General features: G+C 73.2%; 20 protein-coding genes and 3 tRNA genes. 3 read left to right on the top strand and 20 right to left on the bottom strand.

What is annotated here, in order from left to right; translation table 11 throughout:
* Nucleotides 1-264: 264 nt before the first annotated feature.
* The 4 genes from leuS to ACH4J0_RS03430 form a co-directional block, all read right to left on the bottom strand.
* Entirely contained in the window at nucleotides 265-3,159 is a 2,895-nt protein-coding gene (gene leuS, locus ACH4J0_RS03445) for a leucine--tRNA ligase (protein WP_396236006.1), read from the bottom strand.
* A gap of 384 nt (nucleotides 3,160-3,543) precedes the next feature.
* The gene (locus tag ACH4J0_RS03440) at nucleotides 3,544-4,839 is read right to left on the bottom strand and encodes a hypothetical protein (protein WP_396236005.1); all 1,296 of its coding nucleotides are present in this window, start codon (nucleotides 4,837-4,839) and stop codon (nucleotides 3,544-3,546) included.
* Between the two features lie 98 nt (nucleotides 4,840-4,937).
* Nucleotides 4,938-5,010, bottom strand: a tRNA-Ala gene (locus ACH4J0_RS03435).
* A 225-nt stretch (nucleotides 5,011-5,235) separates the two neighbouring features.
* A complete protein-coding gene (locus ACH4J0_RS03430; protein WP_396236004.1) occupies nucleotides 5,236-6,675 on the bottom strand; it encodes an MFS transporter in 1,440 nt (479 codons plus the stop codon).
* A gap of 103 nt (nucleotides 6,676-6,778) precedes the next feature.
* Between ACH4J0_RS03430 and ACH4J0_RS03425 the strand changes: the two genes are divergently transcribed.
* Nucleotides 6,779-7,678, top strand: coding sequence for a helix-turn-helix transcriptional regulator (locus tag ACH4J0_RS03425; protein WP_396236003.1), 900 nt, complete (start codon nucleotides 6,779-6,781; stop codon nucleotides 7,676-7,678).
* 113 nt (nucleotides 7,679-7,791) lie between these two features.
* Here ACH4J0_RS03425 and ACH4J0_RS03420 read toward each other — a convergent pair.
* The 8 genes from ACH4J0_RS03420 to ACH4J0_RS03385 all read right to left on the bottom strand — a co-directional run bounded on the left by ACH4J0_RS03420 (nucleotide 7,792) and on the right by ACH4J0_RS03385 (nucleotide 12,491).
* Nucleotides 7,792-7,864: transfer RNA gene (locus tag ACH4J0_RS03420), tRNA-Ala, on the bottom strand.
* A gap of 56 nt (nucleotides 7,865-7,920) precedes the next feature.
* Nucleotides 7,921-7,993, bottom strand: a tRNA-Ala gene (locus tag ACH4J0_RS03415).
* 134 nt (nucleotides 7,994-8,127) lie between these two features.
* Nucleotides 8,128-8,775 carry a histidine phosphatase family protein gene (locus tag ACH4J0_RS03410; RefSeq protein ID WP_396236506.1) on the bottom strand — a complete coding sequence of 216 codons (648 nt, stop codon included), beginning with the start codon at nucleotides 8,773-8,775 and terminating at the stop codon, nucleotides 8,128-8,130.
* On the bottom strand, nucleotides 8,772-9,230 hold the full coding sequence (gene rsfS / locus ACH4J0_RS03405) for a ribosome silencing factor (RefSeq protein WP_380414036.1): 459 nt from the start codon (nucleotides 9,228-9,230) through the stop codon (nucleotides 8,772-8,774). The genes ACH4J0_RS03410 and rsfS overlap by 4 nt, the downstream gene beginning before the upstream one ends.
* Before the next feature lie 192 nt (nucleotides 9,231-9,422).
* Complete coding sequence (locus tag ACH4J0_RS03400; RefSeq protein WP_396236002.1) at nucleotides 9,423-11,264, bottom strand: LCP family protein; 1,842 nt, start codon at nucleotides 11,262-11,264, stop codon at nucleotides 9,423-9,425.
* Between the two features lie 13 nt (nucleotides 11,265-11,277).
* Complete coding sequence (gene nadD / locus ACH4J0_RS03395; protein ID WP_396236001.1) at nucleotides 11,278-11,910, bottom strand: nicotinate-nucleotide adenylyltransferase; 633 nt, start codon at nucleotides 11,908-11,910, stop codon at nucleotides 11,278-11,280.
* Nucleotides 11,911-12,034: 124 nt separating this feature from the next.
* The gene (locus tag ACH4J0_RS03390; protein ID WP_167344932.1) at nucleotides 12,035-12,190 is read right to left on the bottom strand and encodes a hypothetical protein; all 156 of its coding nucleotides are present in this window, start codon (nucleotides 12,188-12,190) and stop codon (nucleotides 12,035-12,037) included.
* A gap of 154 nt (nucleotides 12,191-12,344) precedes the next feature.
* Nucleotides 12,345-12,491 carry a hypothetical protein gene (locus ACH4J0_RS03385; RefSeq protein ID WP_188306314.1) on the bottom strand — a complete coding sequence of 49 codons (147 nt, stop codon included), beginning with the start codon at nucleotides 12,489-12,491 and terminating at the stop codon, nucleotides 12,345-12,347.
* 262 nt (nucleotides 12,492-12,753) lie between these two features.
* Between ACH4J0_RS03385 and ACH4J0_RS03380 the strand changes: the two genes are divergently transcribed.
* Complete coding sequence (locus tag ACH4J0_RS03380; RefSeq protein WP_396236000.1) at nucleotides 12,754-13,824, top strand: M48 family metallopeptidase; 1,071 nt, start codon at nucleotides 12,754-12,756, stop codon at nucleotides 13,822-13,824.
* Between the two features lie 112 nt (nucleotides 13,825-13,936).
* Here ACH4J0_RS03380 and ACH4J0_RS03375 read toward each other — a convergent pair whose 3' ends face one another.
* From ACH4J0_RS03375 to proB, 5 genes are all read right to left on the bottom strand, one after another.
* Nucleotides 13,937-14,998 (bottom strand): hypothetical protein, encoded by a 1,062-nt coding sequence (locus tag ACH4J0_RS03375; RefSeq protein WP_396235999.1) that lies wholly within the window; start codon nucleotides 14,996-14,998, stop codon nucleotides 13,937-13,939.
* Between the two features lie 124 nt (nucleotides 14,999-15,122).
* Nucleotides 15,123-15,692 carry a hypothetical protein gene (locus tag ACH4J0_RS03370; protein ID WP_396236504.1) on the bottom strand — a complete coding sequence of 190 codons (570 nt, stop codon included), beginning with the start codon at nucleotides 15,690-15,692 and terminating at the stop codon, nucleotides 15,123-15,125.
* A gap of 118 nt (nucleotides 15,693-15,810) precedes the next feature.
* A complete protein-coding gene (locus ACH4J0_RS03365; RefSeq protein WP_396235998.1) occupies nucleotides 15,811-17,094 on the bottom strand; it encodes a glutamate-5-semialdehyde dehydrogenase in 1,284 nt (427 codons plus the stop codon).
* 64 nt (nucleotides 17,095-17,158) lie between these two features.
* Entirely contained in the window at nucleotides 17,159-17,683 is a 525-nt protein-coding gene (locus tag ACH4J0_RS03360) for a hypothetical protein (RefSeq protein ID WP_396235997.1), read from the bottom strand.
* Nucleotides 17,684-17,847: 164 nt separating this feature from the next.
* Nucleotides 17,848-18,984, bottom strand: coding sequence for a glutamate 5-kinase (proB, locus tag ACH4J0_RS03355; protein ID WP_396235996.1), 1,137 nt, complete (start codon nucleotides 18,982-18,984; stop codon nucleotides 17,848-17,850).
* Nucleotides 18,985-19,294: 310 nt separating this feature from the next.
* On the opposite strand from proB, the gene ACH4J0_RS03350 reads away from it, so the two are divergent.
* Nucleotides 19,295-20,050 carry a hypothetical protein gene (locus ACH4J0_RS03350; protein WP_396235995.1) on the top strand — a complete coding sequence of 252 codons (756 nt, stop codon included), beginning with the start codon at nucleotides 19,295-19,297 and terminating at the stop codon, nucleotides 20,048-20,050.
* A 76-nt stretch (nucleotides 20,051-20,126) separates the two neighbouring features.
* Here ACH4J0_RS03350 and obgE read toward each other — a convergent pair whose 3' ends face one another.
* The 3 genes from obgE to rplU all read right to left on the bottom strand — a co-directional run bounded on the left by obgE (nucleotide 20,127) and on the right by rplU (nucleotide 22,313).
* Nucleotides 20,127-21,602 carry a GTPase ObgE gene (gene obgE / locus ACH4J0_RS03345; protein WP_396235994.1) on the bottom strand — a complete coding sequence of 492 codons (1,476 nt, stop codon included), beginning with the start codon at nucleotides 21,600-21,602 and terminating at the stop codon, nucleotides 20,127-20,129.
* 121 nt (nucleotides 21,603-21,723) lie between these two features.
* Nucleotides 21,724-21,981: a 50S ribosomal protein L27 gene (gene rpmA, locus ACH4J0_RS03340; protein WP_030058248.1), complete on the bottom strand. Its 258-nt coding sequence runs from the start codon at nucleotides 21,979-21,981 to the stop codon at nucleotides 21,724-21,726.
* 14 nt (nucleotides 21,982-21,995) lie between these two features.
* Nucleotides 21,996-22,313, bottom strand: a complete 318-nt coding sequence (gene rplU / locus ACH4J0_RS03335) for a 50S ribosomal protein L21 (protein ID WP_030233759.1) — start codon at nucleotides 22,311-22,313, stop codon at nucleotides 21,996-21,998.
* Between the last annotated feature and the right edge of the window lie 91 nt (nucleotides 22,314-22,404).

Raw genomic sequence — 22,404 nt, 5'->3', positions numbered from 1 at the left:
CCGCCGCACCGGGTCCGAGGAGCTCCGAACGGGCCCGGCAGCCGGAGATCAGGGACAGATCGGGGATCTCCCCGAGGGCGCGGCCCCCCACCGCCCGGACGGTCCCGGGAAAAGGACCGGGCGGGCGCCCCGAAGGACACCCGCCCAGCCGATCACACACCGATCAGCACACACCGATCAGCAAGCACTGCTCAGCACGCGCCGATCATCGCGCACCGATCAATCAGTCACGCGCCGACGATCAAACGCCGAACAGCTCCGAACTCACCCGGTCACGATGTTGACCAGCTTCGGCGCCCGCGCGATCACCTTCCGCACCGTCGCGTCACCGATCGCCGCGACCACCGCGGGATCCGCCAGCGCCAGCGCCTCCAGCTCCGCGTCCGTGATGCCGGGCGCGACCTCCAGCCGGGCCTTGACCTTGCCCTTGATCTGCACCACACAGGTCACCGTCTCGTCGACCACGTACGCCGGGTCGGCGACCGGGTAGTCGGCGTGCGCCAGCGACTCGCCGTGGCCCAGTCGGCGCCACAGCTCCTCGGCGATGTGCGGGGCCAGCGGCGCGACCATCAGCACCAGCTGCTCGGCCACCGCCCGCGGCGTGGAGCCGCGCTTCACCAGGAAGTTGTTCAGCTCGATCGCCTTGGCCACGGCCGTGTTGAAGCGCAGTGCGGCCATGTCACCGCGGATGCCGTCGATGGCCTTGTGCAGGGCGCGCAGGGTCGCCTCGTCCGGCTCCTCCTCCGTGACGACCAGCTCGCCGGTGCCCTCCGACACGATGTTGCGCCACAGCCGCTGCAGGAAGCGGTACGAGCCCACGACGGCCCGGGTGTCCCACGGACGGGAGACGTCCAGCGGGCCCATCGACATCTCGTACAGGCGCAGCGTGTCCGCGCCGTACTCGTCGGCGATCTCGTCCGGGGCGACGGCGTTCTTCAGGGACTTGCCCATCTTCCCGGCCTCGCGCTTGACCGGCTCGCCCTGCCAGAAGTACTTGCCGTCGCGCTCCTCGACCTCGGCGGCGGGCACCGGGAAGCCGCGCTCGTCGCGGTAGACGTCCGCGGTGATCATGCCCTGGTTGAACAGCTTGTGGAACGGCTCGACCGAGGAGACGTGGCCCAGGTCGTGCAGCACCTTGTGCCAGAAGCGCGCGTACAGCAGGTGCAGCACGGCGTGCTCGGCGCCGCCGACGTACAGGTCGGCACCGCCGCCCGGCTTGGCCTCGGTCGGGCCCAGCCAGTAGCCCTCGTTGGCCGGGTCCACCACGGCCTCGGTGTTCGTCGGGTCGACGTAGCGCAGGTCGTACCAGCAGGAACCGGCCCAGTTGGGCATGGTGTTGGTCTCGCGGCGGTACCGCTTGACGCCGTCACCCAGATCCAGTTCGACGTTGACCCAGTCCTCGTTGCGCGACAGCGGGGTCTCCGGCGAGGAGGCGGAGTCGTACGCGTCGTAGGTGCGCGGCGAGTAGTCGTCGACCTCGGGGACCTCGACCGGCAGCATCGACTCGGGCAGCGCGTGCATCACGCCGTCCTCGTCGTAGACGATCGGGAAGGGCTCGCCCCAGTACCGCTGGCGGCTGAACAGCCAGTCGCGCAGGCGGTAGTTGACGGTGCCCTCGCCGATGCCGCGCTCGGCCAGCCACGCGGTCACGTGGGCCTTGGCGTCGACGACGCTCAGCCCGTTCAGGGACAGCACCGAACCGCCCTCGGTCCGCTCCGAGTTGACGATGACCGAGTCGTAGGTGTCGAAGGCGTCGTCCCACTGCGCCGGGTCCGAGCCGCGCCCGTCGGTCGGCTCGACGACGCAGCGCATCGGCAGCGCGAAGGCGCGGGCGAAGGCGAAGTCGCGGTGGTCGTGGGCGGGGACGGCCATGATCGCGCCGGTGCCGTAGCCCATCAGCACGTAGTCGGCGATGAACACCGGGACGGACTCGCCGCTGACCGGGTTGACGGCGTAGGCACCGGTGAAGACACCGGTCTTGACCTTGGCGTCGACCTGGCGCTCGACGTCCGACTTGGCGGCGGCAGCGGCGCGGTAGGCCGCGACGGCCTCGGCGGGCGTGGCGGCGCCGCCGGTCCACTCGGCCGGCACGCCCCCGGGCCAGGCGGCGGGGACGATCGAGTCGACCAGGCCGTGCTCGGGCGCCAGCACCATGTAGGTGGCGCCGAACAGGGTGTCGGGCCGGGTGGTGAAGACGGTGATCTTCTGGTCACCGGGTGCGGCGAAGTCCACCCGGGCACCCTCGGAGCGCCCGATCCAGTTGCGCTGCTGCAGCTTGATGGCCTCGGGCCAGTCCAGCAGGTCCAGGTCGGAGATCAGACGGTCGGAGTACGCGGTGATGCGCATCATCCACTGGCGCAGGTTGGACTTGAACACCGGGAAGTTGCCGCGCTCGGAGCGGCCGTCCGCGGTGACCTCCTCGTTGGCCAGTACGGTGCCCAGACCGGGGCACCAGTTGACCGGCACCTCCTTGGCGTACGCCAGCCGGTACTCGCCCAGCACCTCGTCGCGCTCGGCGGCGGACAGCGCGGCCCAGTCACGCCCGCCCGGCACCTCACGCGTGCCGTCCTCGAACCGGGCGACCAGCTCCGCGATCGGACGGGCCTTGCCGGCCGCCTCGTCGTACCAGGAGTTGAAGATCTGCAGGAAGATCCACTGCGTCCAGCGGTAGTAGTCCGGGTCGATCGTGGAGATCGAGCGGCGCGGGTCGTGGCCCAGGCCCAGCCGGCGCAGCTGCTGGCGCATGTTGGCGATGTTGGCTTCGGTGGAGACCCGCGGGTGGGTGCCGGTCTGCACGGCGTACTGCTCGGCGGGCAGGCCGAAGGCGTCGTAGCCCAGCGTGTGCAGCACGTTGTGGCCGGTCATCCGCTGGTAGCGGGCGAAGACGTCGGTGGCGATGTAGCCCAGCGGGTGGCCGACGTGCAGGCCCGCGCCCGAGGGGTACGGGAACATGTCCATGATGAAGCTGTGCGGCTTCGCGGCGACGTCACCGGCGGACGGGTCGGCCAGCTCACCGGTGGGGTTGGGGGCGTGGAAGGTGCCCTCCTTCTCCCAGATGTCCTGCCAGCGGGACTCGATCTCCGCCGCCAGCGCGGCGCTGTACCGGAACGGCTCGGTCGCGGTCTCGGCCGCGCCGGACGCAGGGGTCGTCTCGCTCATGGTCCTTCAAGCTCCATCGGTGTCAGTTGGCGAACCGCGCGACGCGGCCGACCGTGGACCCGTCCCACGACGCGGGCGGGGGCGGAAAACAAAAAGTCCCCTCGCAGGAGGGGACGCCACGCCGACTCCGGCACCGCCCGAGGGCGCAGCCGGTCCTGGTCAGCGCGGCCGGCTAAGGAGCAGGCGCACGGTTCGCATGGGCTCAGGGTACCGCAAGCGGGTCAGGGCGCTCCTGGCCGTCCCACCCAGCGCACCACGCCTCGCACCACACCTCGCACCACGCCGCGCACCACGCCCCATCCGCGCCCCCATTCACCCACCGACCACGTCCCCGGCGGACGCCCCCGGCACGCGGCCCCGGCTCTCAGCCCGAGGGCCGCCCCCTCACCGAGCCGCCGCCCGCCCCGCCGCCTCGAAGTCCCGCAGCGCCCTGGCCAGCCGCTCCGACTGCATCCCCGCCGCCAGCGCCCGCGCCAGCCCCGCCGTCCGGGCTGCCTCCCGCTGGTCGCCGAGGCGCCGGTGGGCCTCGGCGAGGCGGACCATCAGCATCGCCTTGGCACGGGCCCGGCCCGGTCCGAGCCCCGCGACGGCCTCGGCGAGCAGCCCCTTGGCCATCCGGTGCTGGCCGAGCGCGAGCCGTCCCTCCCCCACCATCCCGGCGAGGTCGGCCCGGGCCTCCTCGCTGCCGGGCACGCCGTCGAGTTCGGCGAAGGCCCGGGCGGCGGCCGCCTCGGCCTGCTCGGCCTCGCCGCGGCGGCCGTGGGCGCGGGCGATCCGGCCGAGCTGGCGGGCCCGACAGGTGGGGGTGAGCTCGGGGCCGTGGGCCTCCAGGGCGGTGCGCAGCGCGGTGACGGCGTCCAGGCCGCGCCCACCGCTGCCCTGGGTGGCGAGCACCACCAGCGCGCCGAGCCCGGCGACGCCGAGCCGGGGTTCGCCGCTGACGTGGGCGGCGCGCAGCGCGGCGACGAAGGCCCGCTGGGCGGCCGCGTCGTGGCCGAGGTCGTACGCGGCCCAGCCGGCCAGGCGGGCGAGCCTGCTGGCGGTGCCGTACAGCTCGCGGCCGAGCCGTTCGTCGTACGCGCCGAGCTCCAACAGCTTGGCCAGCATGGCGAGTTCGGCCCGGGTGGGGCCGAGGACGAGACCGCCGCCGCAGGAGCGTTCGAGGCGCTGCTTGCTGCGGTAGGACAGGCCGAGTTCACCGGCCAGCGAGGGGTCGACGCGCAGCGCGCCCTCGCCGCCGCCGACCGGTGGGGGCGGCGAGGAGAGCCGTTCGGCGGCGTGGTCGAGGTCGGCGCTGCGGAAGAGGTCGGTGAGGCGCACCGGTCCGGCGTCGGTGGCGGCCTCGCGCAGCGCGGTCTGGGCGGTGTCGGCGGTCCACGGGTCGGTGAGCAGCCGGGGCGAGAGGATCTTGGCTCCGCGGTGGCCGCCCATCCGGCCCCAGAGCTGCTCGTAGGTGACGGCCATGCCGAGGGTGCGGCTGAGCACCTCGCAGACGGTCTGGTCGTGCGGGCTGCGCGGCACCATGCCACGGTCACGCCACTTGTAGGGGGCGGTGGAGCTGATCGCCAGGCCCGGCGGCAGGGCGAGGCTCACCTCACGGGCGAGCCGTTCCGGACTCCAGCCGAGCTGGTGCAGTATCCGGGCCAGCTCCTCGTTCCGCCTTCGCTGCAGATCGGCCATGGCACGACGGTAGCGGTCTTTGCGGCCCGCCCGCCGATGGCATGCACACAACGGCCAAGAGCCGCCCCCCGTACCGGGGGGGCGGCTCTCAACGACTGTGGAGCTATGGGGAATTGAACCCCAGACCTCTTGCATGCCATGCAAGCGCTCTACCAACTGAGCTATAGCCCCTTGACCTGCGATGTCACCGGGTTTCCCGTCGTTTCCGTCCGGTTTCCCTCGGCGACATCGACTACTTTACACGGTCCGGGGCGTGCTCCTGAAATCCGTTTCCCGAGGCAGCCGGGCCGGCCGGACCAGCCAGCCCAACCAGCCGGCCCGCCCGAGGGCACCCCCGCCCGCGGCCACCCGAGGGCACCCCCGCCCCGGCCCCCCGACCACCCGGCGACGGCCCCGTCAGCCCACCACCCGCCGACTGCGCTCGGCGAAGCCCGCCCCGACGAGCACCACCACCGCGTTGACCGCCAGGGTGACCAGCAGCGCGTGCCCCGAGTCGGCGGCCGGAGCCGGCAGGTCCACCTGCCCGAGGAACACCGAGCCGAGCACCGCGACCCCGATCACCTGCCCGAGCTGGAGGACGGTCACCGTCACCCCGCTGGCATCGGCCGCGTCCTCGGGCGCCACCCCCGCGAGCGCCCGGGCGAACAGCGGCGCGTACGCGAAGCCCGCGGCCAGGCCGAGCGCGGCCGTCTCCGCCAGCACCACGGCTCCGATCCCGGCCCCGCCGCCGAGCAGCACCCCCAGCAGCAGGTATCCGCCCCCGAGCAGCACTCCGGCGGCCGACGGCAGCATCCCGTGCAGCCGGCCCGGCAGCCGGTGCCAGCGCAGGCTGGACAGGCCGAAGCCGATCGCGACGGGCGCCGAGCAGAGCCCGGCCCGCAACGCGCTGTGCCCGAGGGCCGCCTGCTGGTGCAGGGCGAAGGCGAACATGAAGCCCGCGTACGCCGCCATGATCGTGAACAGTCCGGCCGCCGCCGGGCGCAGCCCGGGCGCGCGCAGCACCCGCCCGGGGATCAGCGGCTGCCCGCCGCGCCGGGCGACACCGCGCTCGACCACCGTGAACAGGCCGAACAGCAGCACGCTGCCCGCGATCATCACCCAGCCCCAGACCGGCCAGCCGAGCTCGTTGCCGAGCACCAGCGGCACCACCAGCAGGCCGAGCGCCGCGCCCAGCACCACCAGGCCGGGGACGTCGAAGCCGCGCGAGGCGTCGCCGGGCAGCCGTGGCAGCAGCCGGGCGCCCGCCGCCAGCAGCACCAGCCCGATCGGCACGTTGACCAGGAACACCGGCCGCCACCCGGTGCCGAACAGGTCGGCGCTGACCAGCACCCCGCCGAGCACCTGCCCGAACGCGACGCCGACGGCCAGCACCGCCGAGTAGAGGCCGATCGCCCGGGTACGGGCGGCGCCGGTGAAGGTGCGCTGCAGCAGGCTCATCACCTGGGGCACCATCAGCGCCGCGCCCGCGCCCTGGAACAGTCGGAAGGCGATCAGCCAGCCGGTGGTCGGGGCGAGGCCGCAGGCCAGCGAGGTGGCGGTGAAGGCGGCCAGGCCCAGCTGGAAGAGCCGGCTGAAGCCGTGACGGGCGCCGAGCCGGGCGCCGGTGATGAGCAGGACCGCGTAGGCGATGGTGTAGCCGGCGATCACGAGTTGCAGGGCGGCGCCGGAGGCGCCCAGGTCGGTCCGGATGGTGGGCACCGCGACGTTGACGATGGAAGCGTCGAGCACGGCCATGAACTGCCCGCACAGGACGAGCGCGAGGAGCAGCCCGGGGCGTACGGCCGGGGCCCCGGTGGCGTCTCCGGCCACGCCGGGCCGGATCTGGATGTCCGTCATGGCCGCCAGCCTGGGGCCGTGCCGGTACTGGTGGTTAGAGCCTGCCGATCCTGGTACTGGCAGCACCTGTATCGTCCGGGCGCGCTGCGGCACGATGGACGGCATGACCGTCCTGGAGGAACTCCCCACCGCCGCGGGCGACCGCGAACGCCGTCGCACCGAGCTGGCCCGCTTCCTGAAGGCCTGCCGGGCGCGGGTCACCCCCGAGGACGTCGGCCTGCCGCCCGGGCTGCGCCGCCGTACGCCGGGTCTGCGGCGCGAGGAGGTCGCACAGCTCGCCGGGGTCGGGGTCACCTGGTACACGTGGCTGGAGCAGGGGCGGCCGATCAACGCGAGCGAGCAGGTGCTGCTGGCGGTGGCCCGGGCGCTGCGGCTGGACGGCACCGAGCGCCAGCACCTGTTCCGGTTGGCCGGGATGTCGCCCTCGCCCCTCGCGCAGCCGGCCCCGCCGGAGCTGAGCCCGTCGATCCAGGTGATCCTGGACTCGCTCGCCCCGCTGCCGGCGGCGGTCTCCAACACCCGGTTCGACGTGCTGAGCTTCAACCGGCCCTACCGGTCGCTGTTCGGCACCGAGCGGATGCGCCCGTCCCACGGGGTCTTCTTCAACAGCCTCTGGTGCATGCTGACCGCGCCGACGTGCTGCAATCCGTGCGAGAACCCGGAGGTGACCCTGCCGCGGATGGTGGCGGTGCTGCGCTCCGCGTACGGCAAGCACGTCGGCGAGCCCGCCTGGGAGGAGCACGTGCAGCGGCTGTCGGCCGGCAGCGAGGTGTTCCGGGAGCTGTGGGCCCGCCAGGAGGTGTCACCGCCGCAGACCCTGCAGCGGACCTTCCGCCACCCGGAGCTCGGTGTGGTGCGGCTGAACGCCACCTACCTGACGATGCCGGGCGTGCCGGAGTGCTACATCGTCGTGTACGTCCCGGAGACCCCGGAGGACCGGGAGCTGGTCGAGCGGCTCGACTCCCTGCCGCCGGGCGGCTGGACCCACACCTGCGCGCCGTAGAGGGAAGCCGAGCGGGATCCCGGGGAAGCTCGCAGGAGCCAGCGGAAACCCGCAGGAGCCCCCGGAAACCCGGGAGGCCGCCACCCACCGGGTGACGGCCTCCCGAACTGCTGTGGAGCTATGGGGAATTGAACCCCAGACCTCTTGCATGCCATGCAAGCGCTCTACCAACTGAGCTATAGCCCCGCGACACTGGTGACCCTGGCCCCGAACTCCTGCTGACCACGACCGCCGATGCGGAGTGGAGCTATGGGGAATTGAACCCCAGACCTCTTGCATGCCATGCAAGCGCTCTACCAACTGAGCTATAGCCCCGCACTCACCGGATCTCCCGCTTCCCTTCCGGGCCGCGTTCCTTCCCTGCGAACGAGGAAGACTCTAGCTGGTCAGGCCCGGAACTGCGAAATCCGCTCCTTCCGGGCCCCCGGAGCCCCCGTCACCGAGTGCCGTCAGGTGTCGTCGCCGATGACCGGCTGCGGGAGCGTGCCCGCGTTGTGCTCCAGCAGCCGCCAACCGCGCGCCCCCTTGCCGAGCACCGACCAGCAGCAGTTGGACAGCCCGCCGAAGCACTCCCACAGGGGCGGCTCCAGGCCCAGCAGCCGCCCGAGCATGGTCCGGATGGTGCCGCCGTGGCTGACCACGACCAGCGTGCCGTTCTCCGGCAGCTTGGCGACGGCCTCCAGCACCACCGGCACCGAGCGGTCGGCGACCTCCGTGGACAGCTCGCCGCCGCCGCGCCGCACCGGCTCCCCCGCCGCCCAGGCCGCGTACTCCTCCGGGTGGCGCTCACGGATCTCGGCGTTGGCCAGGCCCTGCCAGGAGCCCGCGTACGTCTCCCGCAGACCCTCGTGGTGCTGCACGTCCAGCCCGGTGACCGCGGCCAGCTCCTCGGCGGTGCGCCGGGCGCGCTTGAGGTCCGAGGAGATCAGCAGGTCGGGGCGCAGGCCGGAGAGCAGCCGGGCCGCCCGCTGGGCCTGCAGGACGCCCTGGCCGGTCAGCTCGATGTCCGTGGTGCCCTGGAACCGCGATTCGAGGTTCCAGGAGGTCTGGCCGTGCCGCCAGAAGACGATGCGCGGGCCCCGCGCGTCCCTGCTCAGTGCAGATCCTCGGGCTTGCCGAAGTCGTCGGCCGGGGCGACGGCGTTGCCGGCCGCGTCGGTGATGGCGTCGGGACGGTTGCGCGACTCCATGGCGTCCGCGGGCAGCGGCAGCTCGGGGCAGTCCTTCCAGAGGCGGTCCAGCGAGTAGAAGGAGCGCTCCTCGGAGTGCTGGACGTGCACGACGATGTCCAGGTAGTCGAGCAGGATCCAGCGGCCCTCGCGCTCGCCCTCGCGGCGCACCGGCTTGATGTCCAGCTGCTCGCGCAGCTGGTCCTCGATCTCCTCGGCGATCGAGCGGACCTGGCGGTCGTTGTTCGCGGAGGCGATCAGGAAGGCGTCGGTGATCGACAGCACCTCGCTGACGTCGAAGGCGATGATGTTGTGCGCGAGCTTGTCGGCCGCCGCCTGCGCGGCGACGGTGATGAGCTGCTGGCTGTGGTCGGTGACGGTCACGGTGTTCTTCCGGCTCGGCGGCTTGGGGCGGCCCCGGCGCACGGCCGGGGTCGCCTTCCAGGATCTCACGCCGCCCCTGCGGCCCCGGAACACATTTCCGGGCCGCGGGGGCGAGCGGGGCCGAGCCGGGGCCCCGAGGGGGCCGAAGCCCGAGGCCGGCCGGGGCCGGTCCCCCGGTGACCGTCCGACCGGCTACTGGTTCTTCGGCGGCTGGTAGTCCTTGCCGAGCACGACCACCAGGTCCGCGTTCTGGGCGTCGCCGACCTTCTTCACCGCCGTGTCCGGCAGTCCCAGGCTGGCCGCCAGGGACTTCGCCGCGGCCTGCCGGGCGTCGTCGGTGTAGCGGATCTCACTGGTGGCCTGCGGCGCCGTCTTGGCGCCGCCCGGGATGAACGTCAGGCCCGAGTTGACGATCTGGACCTGCGCGGCGGCGCCCGCCGCGTCGTTGCCGGAGGCGTCCTGCACCGAGACCCGGGCGGGTGCGTCGCCGGCCGCCGCGGACTTCACCGTGCCGCCGAGCACGTCCTTGACCTGCTTGCCCGCGGTCGCCTCGTCCAGCGTGCCGTCCGGCTTGACGGTCAGCGTGGTGGTGCTGAAGTGGCCGTCCTTGGCCTGCTGGGCGAGCTGGGCGAGCACCCCCGCCAGGGCGTCCTCGGGCAGCGAGGGGTCGAGCACCGCGTTCATCCGGTGCACGTCGTCCTTCGCGTCCTTGAACTCCGTCGGCATGGTGCGCACCACCGCGTCCATCACCTGCCCGAACCGGGCCAGCTGGGCGTCCCGGTTCTCGCCGGGCGCCTGGAGGGTGGCGTACGCGACCGCGGCCTTGCCGCTGAGCAGGGTGTTCTTGCCCGCCGGGGACAGCTCCTTGCCGTCCGGCTTGCCGCCCTCGTAGGTCGCGGCGTTGGTGTCCACCCGGACGCCGCCGAGCTGGGAGACCAGCAGTTCCAGGTACGGGGTGTCCAGCCGCCAGGTGCCGGCCACCGGGGCGCCCAGCACGGTGGACAGGCCGTCGCGGGTCGCCGAGGCGCCGACCGCGTCCATGGCCTGGCCGACGGTGGTCACCGGCGGGTCGCCGGGGCCGGGCAGCCGCAGCACGTCGGGCAGCAGCAGCACCGTGCCCTTGTGCCCGGAGGCGTCGTCGACCAGCAGTGCGCTGGACACCTTGCCCTGGAGGTCGCGCAGGTGGACGACGTTGACCTGCCGCCCGCCGGCCGCGGCGGCCGCCGTCGGCTTGTCCCCGGTGAACCACAGGTAGCCGCCCACGCCGCCGGCCGCGAGCGCCAGCACCACACCGAGGCCGACCAGCCGGTTCTTCAGCTTGCGGCGCCGCTCGGCCCGCACCTCGCTGCGGGACTCGGCGAACTTCAGCCAGTCGATGACGTCCTCGGACTCCTCCGCCTCCTCGTCGACGAAGGTGAACTCGCCCGTGGTGTAGCTGTCCTTGGGCGCCCGGCCGCCGGCCTTGCCGGGCCGCGCCCCGGCGACCTGCTCGGAGGGCGACTCCGACGCGGCCGGGGCCGACTCCGCGGCCGGCCGGGACGCACGGCGGCGCGGTGGCGGCACGGCGGCGGGGGCCGCGGGAGCGGGCGCGGACGCCTCCGGCGCGACGGGCGGCTCGGGCTGCGGCTCGGCGGCCACCGGGGCGGCCGGCGCGGCCTGGTACGGCTGCTGGTACCCCTGGTAGCCCTGCTGCTGGTAACCGCCGTACGGGTCCTGGGCGTACACCGGCTGCCCGTACTGGTCGTACTGCTCGTACCGGTCGTGCTGCTGCCCGTACGACTGCTGCCGCGGGAACTGCCCGGTCTGCTGCTGGTACCCCTGCTGGTAGCCCTGGGCCTGCTGGTAGCCCTGGGCCTGGCCGCCGTAGGTGCCCTGCCCGTACACCGGCTGCCCGTACTGGTCGTACTGCTCGTACTGCTGCTCGTACGCCTGCGGCTGCGCCTGCTGGTACTCGTGGCCCTGGTACGGCTGCTGGTACTGCCCGGTGGACCACTCCTCCGGCTGCTGCCCGCCGTTGCCGCTGCGATCGCTCACGCCCGCTCCTGGCTCAGGTCCCGTGCGGCGCGTACAGCGCCCGCTTGTCGATGTAGCGGACCACCCCGTCCGGGACGAGGTACCAGACCGGCTCGCCCTTGGCGACCCGGTTGCGGCAGTCCGTGGAGGAGATGGCCAGCGCCGGGACCTCCATCAGGGAGACCCCGCCCACCGGAAGCCCGGCGTCCGACAGAGTGTGCCCCGGCCGGGTGCACCCGATGAAGTGGGCCAACGAGAAGAGTTCGTCGGAGTCGTGCCAGGACAGGATCTGGGCGAGCGCGTCTGCGCCCGTGATGAAGAAGAGGTCCGCGGCCGGGTGCAGGGCGTGCAGGTCGCGCAGGGTGTCCACGGTGTACGTCGGGCCCTGGCGGTCGATGTCGATCCGGCTCACCGAGAACTGCGGGTTCTCCGCCGTGGCGATGACCGTCATCAGGTAGCGGTCCTCGGCCGGGGTGACGTGGCGGTGGCTCTTCTGCCAGGGCTCCCCGGTCGGGACGAAGATCACCTCGTCCAGGTGGAACGCGCTCGCCACCTCACTGGCGGCGACCAGGTGGCCGTGGTGGATCGGGTCGAAGGTGCCGCCCATCACGCCGAGGCGCTTCTTCACCGGTTCCGGTCCGCCGGGATTCCCGGCCTGCTCTCCCATGCCGCCACACCTTACGCGACGCCCGTCACGGTGCGGGAACGCCCGTGTGGGGGTTGCCCGCAGATGCGTGAGGGAGCGGCCGGCCCACTGGCCGGACGCTCCCCGAGCGGTCCGTGGTCCCGGCTCAGCGGTCCCGGTTGAAGCGGGTGACGATGAAGAGCAGGAGCATCAGGATGAACAGCGCGGAGCCGCCCGTCAGCAGCGGGTTCAGGCTGTCGTGGTTTCCCCCCTCGCCCTCGGCGAGCAGGTTCAGGACGGGGAGTGCGGCAGCAGTGCTCATGGTCGGCGGGACCTTCTCGGCTCGGTGAACGGACCTGGGGTTGTTCCGGGCCGGTGAGGGCCCACCCGTCATCGTACGGGGGGTAACACGGCAACCGCTCGGCGGCCCACCGCCGCTGACCGGGCGTGAGCGTTCACGGGGAAAGGGGGAGGTCCTACTGGCCCCGGAAGGCGCGGGCCATGATCCAGACCAGCAGGCCGATCCCGACGAAGGACGCGATCACGATGATCCGCAGGAACAGGCCCGGGCCGGCCTCGTCGGAGATGGGTGCGGCCAGGCTGACCAGCGCTTCGGTGGACATCTGAGGGGCTCCTCGAACTGCTCGGTACCGCGGCCGGGTCCGGTCCCGGTTCTCCAGGGCATTCAGGGTAAACCGGCCTCACACCGGCGCCGCCCACCGGCCCCCGCGCCGCGTCGCGGACCCGCGCGTACGCTGACGCCGGGGACGAGTACGCAACCAAGGACGTTGCACAGGCAGTCGTTGCAGACAGCCGTTGCAGGCGAAGACCAGCGGGGGGCCGGCCACTGCGCCGGAGCCGCCGTCGACAGGAGGCACTCACACCATGACCGACACGACCGCGAAGGCCCCGAGCCGGCGCCGCCGGCGCTTCCCCGAGATCTCCACCCGGGCCTGGGAGCACCCGGCGGACCGCTCGGCGCTGGTCGCCCTGCGTAAGCTGTCCGGCTTCGACGACATCCTGAAGAAGCTCGCCGGGCTGGTCTCCGAGCGCTCGATCCGGCTGATGTTCCTGGCCACCGCCGTGAAGACCTCCGAGCGCCAGTTCCCGGAGCTGTACGACATGGTCCGGGACGCCGCCTACGTGCTCGACCTGGAGCGGGTCCCGGACCTGTACGTCACCCAGGACCCGGCGGTCAACGCGTACACCATCGGCATCGACACCCCGGTCATCGTGATCACCAGCGGCCTGGTCGAGCTGCTGGACGAGGAGGAGCTGCGCTCCGTCATCGGCCACGAGGTCGGCCACGCGATGTCCGGCCACGCCGTCTACCGGACGATGCTGATGATCCTCACCAACATCGCCACCCGGATCGCCTGGGTGCCGCTCGGCAACCTGGCGATCATGGCGCTCGTCACCGCGCTCAAGGAGTGGTTCCGCAAGGCCGAGCTGTCCAGCGACCGGGCCGGCCTGCTCGCCGGGCAGGACCTCCACGCGTCCATGCGGGCCCTGATGAAGCTGGCCGGCGGGCACAACCTGGCCGAGATGAACGTCGACGCCTTCCTGGAGCAGGCCGAGGAGTACGAGAAGGCCGGCGACCTGCGCGACGGCGTGCTCAAGCTGCTCCAGCTGCTGCCGCAGACCCACCCGTTCGCGGTGGTCCGGGTCGCCCAGCTGAAGAAGTGGGCGGAGAGCGACGAGTACCGCTCGATCATGGCCGGCGCCTACCCGCGCCGCACCGACGACCGGGACACCTCGGTCGGCGAGCAGTGGAAGGCCGCCGCCGATCACTACACGAACTCGGTGAAGGAGAGCAAGGACCCGCTGATGGGCCTGCTGCGGGACGTGGCCGGTGGCGCCGCGACCGTCGGCGGCAAGCTACGCGACACCTTCACCGGCGGCGGCCGCGGCGGCTCCCCGTCGGACCACGGAGCCTCGGAGCGCACCGGCGACTGAGCCCCGGAAGCCGGAACGGCCGGTGCCCCCGCCCGGGGCACCGGCCGCCCGTACCAGGGAGGTCCGCGCCAGGGAGGTCCGCACCGGCCGTCCGGCCACACCAGCAGGCTCCTCAGCTTCCCGCCAGCACCCCGCACACCTGCCAGGCCGGCTGCGCGTGGTTGCCCGGGTCCACCGCTGGTGGCGGCGGCGCCACGGTGCCCTGAGCGGTGGCCAGCACCGGCTGCAGGAAGCCCGCCATCGAGGCGGTGCACGCCTGCGGCCCGGCCTGCACCACCGAGTCCACCAGCCGCAGTTGCGCCGAGGCCAGATCCACCCGGTCGAACTGGAAGGTCAGCTCGCGCCGCACGGTCTCCAGGGTCACGGGCGCCCCGGCCGGTGCGCCGGCCGGCTTCAGCGCGTAGACGAAGGTGTGGTCGGTGGTGATCTGCAGCGTGCCGTTGTCCGCCTCGTCGACCCGCATCGCGCCGACCACCTTCACGGTGTCGGAGGCCAGCGCGGCCTGTGCCGGGTCGAAGCGGACGATCCAGCCGGTCACCGCGTGGTGCCGGTCGTCCACCGGCTGGGCGACGGAGGCGTCGAACTGGACCTGCTCACCGGGGGTCACGAAGGTCCGCACGTCGGCGGTGGCGCCCCGGACCAGCGCGGCCGGCGTCAGCGAGGAGGCCACCAGGTACCGCTGCACGGTGTCCAGCGCCTTGGTCACCTCGACCTTGCTGAAGTGCCCGGTGGTAACCCCGGCCGGGGTGTTCAGCCCGGCCGCCCCGTCGCCGTACCCCGGCGGCAGCGCGGCGAACGGATCCGCCGGGTCGGCGACCGGGCGGACGGCCGAAGCCGGGCTCAACGCCACCAGGCTGACGGTCAGTTGGCTGCCCGCCGGCCGTTCCGTGAGGCCCTTGGGCGAGTTCACCCCGAAGTACACCGCGGCCCCGAAGGCCAGCAGGATGAGCAGCAGCAGGGCGAGCGCCTGGCGCGGCACCGTGCCCAGCGGCCCCAGCCGCACCCGCGCCTTGGTGGACTTGCCGAAGGAGCCCGCGAGCCGCTCCCGGGCGGACAGCTCCTGGATCCGGGCAGCCCGGACGAACGATTCGTCGAAGACGACGGACCGGAACTCGTCCTCGTTCCCGGAACCACCCTCGGGTGTGCCCTCAGGAGGCTCGCGCGGGTCACCCATACCACCAGGGTAGGCGGACGGCAGCCCCGCCACGAGGGCCCCCGCGCAGATTGCCGGGGACGCTCCCCGAGCACCCGCCCCGGGCGTACGCCCCCGGCCCCGCCCCCGCCCCGGCCGGGGCCGGTCAGCCCGCGCGCGCCGTGACCACCGGCGACGGCTCGACCGGCGCGGACCGCGGGTCGGTGCCCGGGCTGCTGCTGCCGGACTCCGGCCGCCGCGGCGCGCCGGAGGAGCCGCCCACGCCCTGGTAGATCGCCGCGACCGCCACCGCCACCAGGCTCACGCCCATGATCACGGCCAGCACCCAGGCCACCGGCCGGTGCCAGCGCTGCTGGGCCACGTACCGCCCGCGGGCGCGCAACGGGTCGTAGCCCCGCCCCCGGAGCCGGCCCCGGCGGCCGGTCGCCCGGCCCGGGCCCGACCAGGGGTCGGGGTACAGGTGGTCCTCGTCGAGTCCGCTCGGGTACGGGCGCAGCTCCAGCGGCAGCCCGTCGCCGACCGGTACGTCGTAGCTCCAGCCCGGTCCCGCGGTGTCCGGCTCGAACCGCGCCTCGGCGGCGGCGAGCTGCCGCTCCTTGGCCGTCGGCTCGTGCACGGCGGCGGACCGGACGAAGGCCTCATCGAAGACCACGGTGGCGAACTCGTCGTCCGCACCACCGTGGTCGGCGCCGTCGGGGTACGGCAAGCCCCCCACATCCTCAGCCACGGATTCAGCGTATTACCGGCCGGGCGATTTGTCTGTGGGTCCCGGCAGTTGGTCCGTCACACAGGTGTGACGGCCTTCCCCCGGCCCAGGCCCCGCCGGACAGACCTCAACCGCGGACGTGCCCGTCACCGGTGACGATGTACTTGGTGCTGGTCAGCTCCGGCAGGCCCATCGGGCCGCGGGCGTGCAGCTTCTGGGTCGAGATGCCGATCTCCGCGCCGAAGCCGAACTCACCGCCGTCGGTGAACCGGGTGGAGGCGTTGACGGCTACCGTGGTCGAGTCCACCAACTGGGTGAAGCGGCGGGCGGCGGCCTGCGAGGTGGTGACGATCGCCTCGGTGTGGCCGGAGGACCAGCGGCGGATGTGCTCGACGGCGGCGTCCAGCGAGGGCACCACGGCCGCGGCCAGGTCGTACGAGAGGTACTCGGCGCCCCAGTCCTCGTCGGTGGCCGGCACCACGGTGGCGCCGCTGCCCTCGGCGGCCTTCAGCACCGCCTCGTCACCGTGCACCGTCACCCCGGCCTCCGCCAGGGCGGCCAGCGCCGGCGGCAGGAAGGCGTCCGCGACGTCCTGGTGCACCAGCAGCGTCTCGGCGGCGTTGCAGACGCTGACCCGCTGCGCCTTGGAGTTCAGCAGGATGGCGACGGCCATCGCCAGGTCGGTCTGCGCGTCCACGTACACGTGGCAGTTGCCGGTGCCGGTCTCGATCACCGGGACGGTCGAGCCCTCGACCACCGTGCGGATCAGCGAGGCCCCGCCGCGCGGGATCAGCACGTCGACGTAACCGCGGGCGCGCATCAGCTCCTGCACCGAGTCCCGGCTCTCCCCCGGGACGAGCTGGATCACGTCGGCCGGCAGCCCGGCCGCCTCGACGGCGTCCCGCAGGACGGCTACCAGCGCGGTGTTGGAGCGGTAGGCCGAGGCGGAGCCGCGCAGCAGCACCGCGTTGCCGGACTTCAGGCAGAGCGCGGCGGCGTCCACCGTGACGTTCGGCCGGGCCTCGTAGATGATGCCGACCACGCCGAGCGGCACCCGCACCTGACGCACGTCCAGCCCGTTCGGCAGGGTGTAGCCACGCACCACCTCGCCGACCGGGTCGGCCAGGCCGGCCACGTCGCGGACGTCGGAGGCGATCGCCGCGATCCGCTCGTCGGTCAGGCTCAGCCGGTCGATCACCGACTCGGCCGTCCCCGCCTCCCGGGCCCGGGCCACGTCCTCGGCGTTGGCCGCGACGATCTCGGCGCTGCGGGCGACCAGCGCGTCCGCGATCGCCAGCAGCGCGGCGTCCTTGACCCGGCGCGGCAGCGGGGCGAGCGCGGCGGCGGCCTCCCTGGCTCGGCGCGCTACGGCGAGGACGGGGCTGTCGGCGGTGGCGAGGTCGCTGGTCATGCCGCCAAGGGTAGCGACTGCCCCCGCGCGGCCGGTGACCGTTTCGGCATCCGAACAGCGCCCGTCAGTAGGGGTACACGCCGCCCAGGCGCGGCGGCGGACCGCCGAAGCCCTCCGCCACCCGCTTGTGGTACGTCGCCCGGTCGACCACCTCCAGCCCGACGATCTCCCACGGCGGCAGGTTCGCGGTCACCTTGTGCTCGCCCCACAGCCGCAGCGCGATCGCCGCCGCGTCGTGCAGGTCCCGGGCCTGCTCCCAGTAGCGGATCTCGGCGTGGTCGGTCGCGTAGCGGGCGGTCAGGAAGAACGAGTGGTCGTGCGCCAGCCGCTCCAGCGAGGCCCGTAGCGAGGACAGCGGGGTGGCCTGCCCGGCCACGCTCAGCACCACGTGCCACAGCCGCGCCTGCTCCGGCACGCCGGGCGGTTCCGCCGTCTCCGCGCGCTGCGGCCGCAGCCCGCGCGCCCCGCCGGGCCCCTGCGGCGGCGGACCGGCCGGCTCGGCGGGGCCGTCCCCGCGTCCGCCGTCGATGCTGGTCAGCCGCCGGCCCGCCGTCCCTCCGGTCAGCGCTGCCTCGCGCCTGCGTTCCACCGGCGGCCTCCTGTTCGGCGATCTCGTGTCGTCCCCACCGGCCCGTCGGCCCTCGGCCGACCGGTACGGCTGCGCCCCTCCTCGCCCGCGGCCGGGGCGCGCCCGGGACGGGGCGGCCCCCCGACCGCACTGCGCCGTCCGGCCGGTGCCGGCCGAACGGCCGGTCAGCCGCGCAGAACGACCAGGTCGTCGCGGTGGACGACCTCGCGCTCGTACGCGGCGCCGAACTCCCGGGCCAGGTCGCGGGTGGACCGGCCGAGCAGGCGGGGCAACTCCCTCGCATCAAAGTTGACCAGTCCGCGCGCCACGATGTGGCCGTTTTCGGCAAGAAGGTCCACCGGATCACCCGCGGCGAACTCCCCGTCGACCTTGGTCACCCCGGCCGGCAGCAGCGACGCGCCGCCGGAGACGACCGCTTCCACCGCGCCCGCGTCCAGGTGCAGGGCGCCGCGCGGGCTGCTCGCGTGGGCCAGCCAGAGCATCCGGCCGGAGGTGCGGCTGCCGGTGCGCAGGAAGAGCGTGCCGGTGGGCCGTCCGGCCAGCGCGTCGGCGGCGTGGCTGGCCGCGGTGAGCACCACCGGGATGCCCGCGCCGGTGGCGATCCGGGCCGCCTCGACCTTGGTGACCATGCCGCCGGTTCCGACGCCCGCCTTGCCCGCGCTGCCGATCTCGATGCCGTCCAGGTCGTGCGGGCCGCGCACCTCGGCGATCCGGCTGGTGCCGGGCTTGGACGGGTCCCCGTCGTAGAGGCCGTCCACGTCGGAGAGCAGCACCAGCAGGTCGGCCCGGACCAGGTGGGCGACCAGCGCGGCCAGCCGGTCGTTGTCCCCGAACTTGATTTCGGCGGTGGCGACGGTGTCGTTCTCGTTGACGATCGGCATCGCGCCCATCGCCAGCAGCTGGTCCAGCGTCCGGTAGGCGTTGCGGTAGTGGGCGCGGCGGCTGGCGTCCTCGGCGGTGAGCAGCACCTGGCCGACCCGGATGCCGTAGCGGGCGAAGGAGGCGGTGTAGCGCGCGACCAGCAGCCCCTGGCCGACGCTGGCGGCGGCCTGCTGACGGGCCAGGTCCTTGGGCCGGCCGTCCAGGCCGAGCGGGGCGAGCCCGGCGGCGATGGCCCCGGAGGAGACGAGGACGACCTCGGGGGCGTCAGGGCGGCTGCGCACCTTGGCGAGCGCGTCCACCAGGGCGTCGACCCGGTCGGCGTCCAGGCCGCCGGCCGCCGTGGTGAGTGAGGAAGAGCCGACCTTGACCACGATCCGCCGTGCGGTCAGCACCTCCTCCCGCAGTGAGTCCTCGCTCATCTCGCTGTACGCCCTTCCGGTGGGTGCGGGTACGACGGGGCCGGGCCCCGCCGCCATGCCCGAAATCTACGCGATCCGCGCAGGTCACCCCCAAGGTGTTTCACCGGCTGGACCCGGCCCGCTCACCGGCTCGCCACAGCCGGGTCGGCAATCCGGATGGCTGGTATGGTCCCTGACCGAAAGCCAGATCGGGGGACGGCTTCTTGCCCGCTGTACCCACTCGTCTTCGACGTTCCTGTCACACGGGGCGGCGCCGCAATGGGCAGGCCGGCAACGGTTCGCGGCCGCGCGCCCAGGAGAAAAGCGCACCATGCGTTCGTACACCACGAAGCTGACCGTCGCCGCCCTGGCGGCGGCCACCGCCCTCTCGCTCGCCGCCTGCGGTCCGGACAACTCGGACCCGGCCGGCACGGGCGGCGCCACCGGAGCGGCTCCGGCGCAGACCGGTGCGGCCACCGGCGGCGCGGCCGGCGGTTCGACCGCCGCCCCGTCCGGCGCGGCCACCGGCGCCGCCGCGGGCGGGGCCACCGGCGGCGCCGGTACGGGTGGGGCCGCCACCGGTGGCGCGGCGACCGGCGGCGGCGCGGGCGGCGGCAAGCTGCCGCAGGCCGGCACCTCGGTGAAGTTCGGCCAGCCGGCCACCATCGACTTCAACGACAAGACGTCGAACGCCGCCGCCAAGCTGCAGTGGACCGTCACCGGGATCCAGCCGGGTTCGATCAAGGACTTCCAGGACGCCAAGGCCAACACCGCCGGCCTGGACGGCCGCGCGCTGTTCTACGTCAGCTGGACCATGACGAACCTCAGCGACACCAAGCTGACCTTCAGCGACCCGAGTTCCAAGCTCAAGGTCTACGACGCCACGGGCAACACCGGGATGTTCGCCGACCCGGTCGGATCGACGCCGATCGCCAAGTGCAACACCCCGAGCTGGGCCGGCGCCACCAAGGGCGTCGCGTTCAAGGGCTGCGACGTCGTCAGCTTCCCGGCCGGCAGCACCCCGGTCATGGTCGGCTTCGGCGACTCGACCGACATCACCAAGGTCCAGGCCGCCTGGACGAAGTGACGCTTCGTCAGTCGCGCGAAGCGGACGGCCCCGCCACCTCGAAGGTGGCGGGGCCGTCCGCTCGCGGCTACCGGGCTCAGTAGTCCTCGTCGTCCTCGATGGCGGCCTGCCGTCCGCTGGAGAGCGCCTCGAAGGCGAGGAACTCGGCCTCGGCCGCGTCCCGCCCCTTCTGCTTCTCGCGGCGGCGGTCGACCGCCGGGCGCTGGGTCTCCATCCGGTGGTCCTCACCGCGGCGGCCGAGCATCTCGGCGCCGGCGGCCATGGTCGGCTCCCAGTCGAAGACGACGGCGTTCTCGTCCGGGCCGATGATGACGGTGTCGCCCTCGTGCGCCCCGATCTTCCACAGCCGGTCCTCGACCCCGAGGCGGGCCAGCCGGTCGGCAAGGTAGCCGACCGCCTCGTCGTTGCTGAAGTCGGTCTGGCGGACCCAGCGCTCCGGCTTGACGCCGCGGATGCGGTAGGCGCCGTCCTCCTCCTCGATGGTGAAGCCCGCGTCATCGACGGCGGCGGGCCGCAGCACGATCCGGGTGGACTCCTCGGCCGGCTTGGCGGCGCGCGCCTCGGCGACGATCTTCGCCACCGCGAAGCTCAGCTCGCGCAGGCCCTTGCGGGAGGCGGCGGAGACCTCGAACACCTGGAAGCCGCGCTCCTCCAGCGAGGCGCGGGTGAGGTCGGCGATGTCCTGGCCGTCCGGGACGTCCACCTTGTTGAGCGCGACCAGGCGCGGACGGTCCTCCAGACCGCCGTACTCGGAGAGTTCGGCCTCGATGGTCTCCAGGTCGCTCAGCGGGTCGCGGCCGGGCTCCAGGGTGGCGCAGTCCAGCACGTGCACCAGCACCGAGCAGCGCTCGACGTGCCGCAGGAACTCCAGGCCGAGGCCCCGGCCCTGGCTGGCGCCCGGGATCAGGCCGGGCACGTCGGCGATGGTGTAGACGGTGTCGCCCGCGGTGACCACGCCGAGGTTGGGGATCAGGGTGGTGAACGGGTAGTCCGCGATCTTCGGCTTGGCGGCGGAGAGCACCGAGATCAGCGAGGACTTGCCGGCGCTCGGGTAGCCGACCAGGGCCACGTCGGCGACGGACTTGAGCTCCATCACGATGTCGCGGGCCTCGCCGGGCTCGCCGAGCAGCGCGAAGCCCGGGGCCTTGCGGCGGGCCGAGGCCAGCGCGGCGTTGCCGAGGCCGCCGCGGCCGCCCTGGGCGGCGACGAAGCTGGTGCCGTGGCCGACCAGGTCGGCGAGCACGTTGCCCTTGCGGTCCAGGACCACGGTGCCGTCCGGAACCAGCAGGACGAGGTCCTCGCCGTCCGCGCCGGTGCGGTGGCCGCCCGCGCCGGGCTTGCCGTTGGTCGCCTTGCGCTTGGGCGAGTGGTGGTACTCGAGCAGGGTGGTGACCTGGGAGTCCACGGTGAGGATGACGCTGCCGCCCTCCCCGCCGTTGCCGCCGTCCGGTCCGCCGAGCGGCTTGAACTTCTCCCGGTGCACGGAGGCGCAGCCGTGGCCTCCGTTACCCGCGGCGACGTGGAGTTCGACGCGGTCCACGAAGGTGGTCATGGTGGTGCCTCCAGTGCGGATGAGTCTGCTTTGCTGTCTGCGTAAAGCCGAAGGGTGGACCGGAACATTCCGGCCCACCCTTCAGTGTGAGTCAGGTACGACTCGATGAGTCCGCGAGGACTCAGGCCTCGACGGCCACGATGTTGACGACCTTGCGGCCGCGACGGTTGCCGAACTGCACCGCACCGGCGGTCAGCGCGAACAGGGTGTCGTCGCCACCGCGGCCGACACCGGCACCCGGGTGGAAGTGGGTGCCGCGCTGGCGGACGAGGATCTCGCCGGCGGAGACGACCTGGCCGCCGAAGCGCTTCACGCCGAGGCGCTGGGCGTTCGAGTCACGGCCGTTGCGGGTAGAGCTTGCGCCCTTCTTGTGTGCCATATCTCGCTATCCCCTTACTTGCTGACCGAGTCGATGCTGGTGATGCGCACCGCGGTGTGCTTCTGACGGTGACCCTGACGACGGCGGTAGCCGGTCTTGTTCTTGTAGCGCAGGATGACGATCTTGTCGCCCTTGGTCTGGTCGACCACCTCGGCGTGAGCCTTCACGCCGGCCAGGACCCACGGGTCGGAGGTGACGGCGTCACCGTCGACGACCAGGATGGTCGAGAGCTCCACCGAGTCACCCGGCTTGGCCTCGATACGGTCGATCTCCAGCACGTCGCCGACGGCGACCTTGTGCTGGCGGCCGCCTGCGCGAACGATCGCGTACATGCGGTACCTACTTTCCCAACTCGGTCGGAACTCCCGACGCCAGCCACCTGGGTACGGACACAGGGGCCTCTCCCCGTTCGCTCCGCGCTGG

Origin of the sequence: Kitasatospora sp. NPDC017646, assembly GCF_044329365.1 — a bacterium.
Classification (GTDB): domain Bacteria; phylum Actinomycetota; class Actinomycetes; order Streptomycetales; family Streptomycetaceae; genus Kitasatospora.
This window is presented reverse-complemented; position numbering and strand designations above follow the sequence as displayed.